This is a genomic window from Treponema sp. R80B11-R83G3 (genome assembly GCF_054786115.1).
In genome coordinates, this window is sequence record NZ_BDHF01000103.1 from 1 (window position 1) to 4,477 (window position 4,477).

Sequence of the window (4,477 nt, forward strand, 5' to 3'; positions counted from 1 at the left end):
CCCCCGTTAGTTTCAAAAGTAGACTTTCCAAACAACAACATTTTTTTCTCAAAAAAGGAGTAATAGAACCGATTATGGCGTTTTTTATAAACGGCTGAAAAGTTAGAAAGCGGCCTTGTAGGCTGGAAAATATAAGGACATTGGAGGATTTTATGAGGAATGTTTTTTATTGGGGACTGTTGTGCGCGTTTCTTTTTACGGTTCTGGGGTGTACCAGCACAAAAGTAGTTGCCAGCACGGTTCCGCTCATGTATACAAACAACGAAAGCACAAAGTTTGTAATTCTGGGCGAGGTTCGGTATGAGAGCAGCGATAGTATCGGTTACAACGAAATGCTCAGAGCGGCAAGAAGGCTATACCCTGATTGTGACTATGTGATCGATATTATGGTCGATCAAAAAACAGTAGTAACGATAACAACAATATCACTTTTCTTTTGGAGTAAGCAATCGGCGGATACGGTTACTACGTACACTATGCGCGGTACCGCCATTAAATATGTTAAATAACGGCGGGGAATGTAAATGAAAAGAAAATTTATAATGGCTTTCTTAGGGATCGCGATATGTGGAGCAGTTCTTTACGCACAAACGCTTGACGAGGCAATATTAACCGCCGCGATAACAATAAGCAGAGAATTACCTGCCGGAGCTTCGGTCGCGGTTATTAATTTCAACTCAGATTCAAAAAATCTTAATGAGTACGCAGTAAGCGAATTGCATGGCGCATTATTACGAGGCCGTAGCGTTATGCCGGTTCAGCCTAATGTAAGCCAGTTTCAAACTATCCAGGGCGAGCTTAATACTGCGGGCGAACTAAACATTGAATCAGTCAAGAGCATTGGGAAATTGCTTGAAGTGCAATATCTTATAACAGGCTCAATAAAGAAAAACGACAGCTTATATGACATCGTTTTTAACGCGGTGAACATGGACGCTGAAATTAAATCCCGGTATCAGGCTTCTTTAAATCCGCGCGGCGACACGCAACTTGCGTCACTTTTGAACATCAATTCACAGCCGTCTGCGGTTTCGGCTACGACTTCGGCTTCCAAGCAAAAACCAAGTATCAGTTCCAATATCAATATCAATTCCAATATAACGGGCGTTACTGTTCCTGAATTCGGAAAAACCCCGGTAACGGATATCGAAACGGCGCAGTACATAGGAACCGTAACATGGTCACCGGAGGTATCGGGAACTTTCGCCTCAGCTACTCAGTACACCGCGACTATTACGCTGACTGCAAAAACCGGTTACACATTTGAAGGGGTAAGGGCTAACTTCTTTAAAGTAGCGGGGGCAAAGGCAACTAACAGCGAAAATTCCGGCGTTGTTACGGCGGTGTTTCCGTCGGCTAAAGAACAAAACGCAAAGTTGAATACGCTTGGCGTTTCGATAGGCATAGGGGGGTATGAGACGAGTTATTATCACGGTGAAAAAGATTATTTTATTACTACGGTACATGGTACGCTTGCCCCGTCTACATACTCTTTTTTTGAACTAGGCATGGACATAGGCTGGGAACATACTGCTAAATATTATGATGGGGAGCGGTATTATGATGGGGGGGGGATTGATGAGAGATGGGTTTCTTTTGAAGTTTCTTACCTGTACCCCTTTGTCAATTACGCATTGTTTGTGCCGTTTCCTCTGCACAGCGTGAAAGGAATTGGGGGGGGCTGGTACATTGGTTTAGGTCTTGGCAAAATGATTGCAAATTACACGTTTGAAGATGTAGGTTCGGTTTGGGCTGCCTCTACAGACATGAGTATGAATTTTTTTACCGGTTTTAACATATTTGGATTTGATATTTCCTACACCCTTTCGACGAGCTTTCATCCCAGTTTTATTAACGATTATTTTTGGATTAATAAGATATCGTTTGGGTATGTGTACAGGTTTAAATAGGAGTTTTATTATGCGAAAGAATTTTTTAATTAGTTTAGCCGTTTTAATCGGCATGGCAATTTTTATATCTGCCTGTGATCTTGAAGATGGTACGCCCTGGCAAAAGGCGTTTAAGGCCAATGTTAGCTCTCTTTCTACAACGCTTACCGCCGACACATGGGCAGATGGCAAGCTTTCGGAAAATGGCGTGCAGTGGTTCAAGTTTACCGCAACCGCAGATACGCAGTACATACACGTCAGTTACGGCACGTTGACTAGTCTGGACTATGTTGTATATGACTCGACCGGCAATAAGGTCGAGGTCAAATACAGATATGACAAATACTATCCGGTAACAAGCGGACAGGTGTACTATATAAAGGTAACACCGGGCTATTCCGATGATGGCGGCACGTACCAGATTGCGTTTACTGCGACTTCTGCACCTCCCAATTTTAGTTCACTTTCTACAACGCTTACCGCCAACACATGGGCAGACGGCAATCTTTCCGAAGAAGGCGAGCAGTGGTTCGAGTTTACCGCAACAGCAGATACGCAATACATACACGTTGATTTCGGTACGCTGACGTATGTCGTCTTCCGGTTATATGACTCAAGCGGCAATACGGTTGAAGACAGGAGGATTTTAGATGTCAGAACCAGATGCGTTTCACTATCTGTAACAAAAGGACAGGTTTATTATATAAGTGTAACGTCAGGCTATTCCAGTAATAGCGGCACGTACCGGATTGCGTTTAATGAGTCCACAATGCCACCTGCCATACCATTACCCTCCACCGCAATCCAGCTTACCGACAACACATGGGCAGACGGCAATCTTTCAGTGAACGGCGATCAATGGTTCAAGTTTACCGCAACCGCAAACACGCAGTACATACTTTTCAGTCCACGCACGCTGAGTAGTTTGTATGCTTTTGTGTATGACTCAAGCGGCGTTGCGGTTGGAGACGATGCTATATATATCAACAACTCTTATACAAGATATGTTTCCCGGACGCTAACTTTAGGGGATGAGTACTATATAAGGGTACTACCTTACAGTTCTTCTTACAACGGCACGTACCGGATTGCGTTTAATACGACTTCTGCATCTCCCAATTTTAGTTCACTTTCTACTTTTAGTTCACTTTCTACAACTCTTAATGCCAATACTTGGGCAGACGGCAATATTCCCACATCTTCTGGTGAACAGTGGTTCAAGTTCACCGCGACCGCAGATACGCAGTACATACATTTCAGTCCCGGCACGCTGACTACTCTGTATGTTCAGGTGTATGACTCAAGCGGCGTTGCGATTGGAAGCGAGACTAATTTATATAGCCATACAAGATATGTTTCCCGGACATTAACTGTAGGGCAGGAGTACTATATAAGGGTATGGCCTTACAGTTATTCTAACAACGGCACGTACAGGATTGCGTTCAATACCGGAGGAGTCCCGCCCGGCATAACTGCCATTCAACTTAATGCCAATACTTGGGCAGACGGCGCCATTCCCACATCGTCTGATGAGCAGTGGTTCAAGTTCACCGCTACCGCAAGCACGCAGTACATACATGTCAGTTTCGGCACGCTGACTTATATGTATGTTCAGGTGTATGACTCAAGCGGCGTTGCGGTTGATTACGAGAGCTATATAAATATAAATAGAAGATGTGTTTCCCGGACGGTAGCGGTAGGTCAGGAATACTATATAAGGGTATGGACTTCCAGTTCTTTTTACAGCGGCACGTACAGGATTGGGTTTAATGAGTCCGTTATTCCGCTGGACGATACAATAATAACTATGCTTACTGCCAATACATGGGCAGACGGCAATATTCTCACATCTCCTGGTGAACAGTGGTTCAAGTTCACCGCTACTGCAAGCATGCAGTACATACACGTCAGTTCCGGCACGCTGACTCAAATGTATGTTCAGGTGTATGACTCAATTGGCGCTACAGTTGGAGGCGAGGCTAGTTTAGGTAACGGTAGTATTTCCCGGACGGTAGCGGTAGGGCAGGAATACTATATAAGGGTATGGACTTCCAGTTCTTCTTACAGCGGCACGTACAGGATTGGGTTTAATGAGTCCGTTATTCCGCTGGACAATATAATAACTATGCTTTCTGCCAACACATGGGCAGACGGCAATCTTCCCAGGTATTCTGATAGGCAGTGGTTCAAGTTCACTGCAACCGCAGACACACAGTATATACATGTCAGTCCTGGCACGCTGACTAATCTGTATGTTCAGGTGTATGACTCAAACGGCGTTGCGGTTGGAAGCGAGAGCACTTTATCTGGTACAAGATATATTTCACGGACGGTAGCAGTTGGTCAGGAGTACTATATAAGGGTACAACCTTACAATTTCTACAGCGGCACGTACCGGATTGGGTTCACTACCTCCTCAACGCCGCCATCGTGACGGATAGGCATAGAGCCGTTATCGCTTTTTCGCGGCGTACCATGTCTTATGTGTTACGCAAGGGGAGGGATGGCACAATATGTCTTCCCCCTCTTTGTGATCTTTGTACCTTTGTGTTCTGCGCACTGTCGGTTGCCTAAAGTCAGCCTTGCTT

The 4,477-nt window shown here is 44.8% G+C and carries 3 protein-coding genes; all 3 read left to right on the plus strand.

Annotation, left to right across the window (positions count from 1 at the left end):
• The first annotated feature begins 152 nt into the window (after nucleotides 1-152).
• From ACYVRH_RS10940 to ACYVRH_RS10950, 3 genes are read left to right on the plus strand one after another with little or no spacing between them, the layout of a single operon-like run.
• Nucleotides 153-509 carry a hypothetical protein gene (locus ACYVRH_RS10940; RefSeq protein WP_461256948.1) on the plus strand — a complete coding sequence of 119 codons (357 nt, stop codon included), beginning with the start codon at nucleotides 153-155 and terminating at the stop codon, nucleotides 507-509.
• 15 nt (nucleotides 510-524) lie between these two features.
• Nucleotides 525-1,910, plus strand: a complete 1,386-nt coding sequence (locus tag ACYVRH_RS10945) for a hypothetical protein (protein ID WP_461256949.1) — start codon at nucleotides 525-527, stop codon at nucleotides 1,908-1,910.
• Between the two features lie 10 nt (nucleotides 1,911-1,920).
• Nucleotides 1,921-4,323, plus strand: a complete 2,403-nt coding sequence (locus ACYVRH_RS10950; RefSeq protein ID WP_461256950.1) for a hypothetical protein — start codon at nucleotides 1,921-1,923, stop codon at nucleotides 4,321-4,323.
• Nucleotides 4,324-4,477 lie beyond the last annotated feature (154 nt).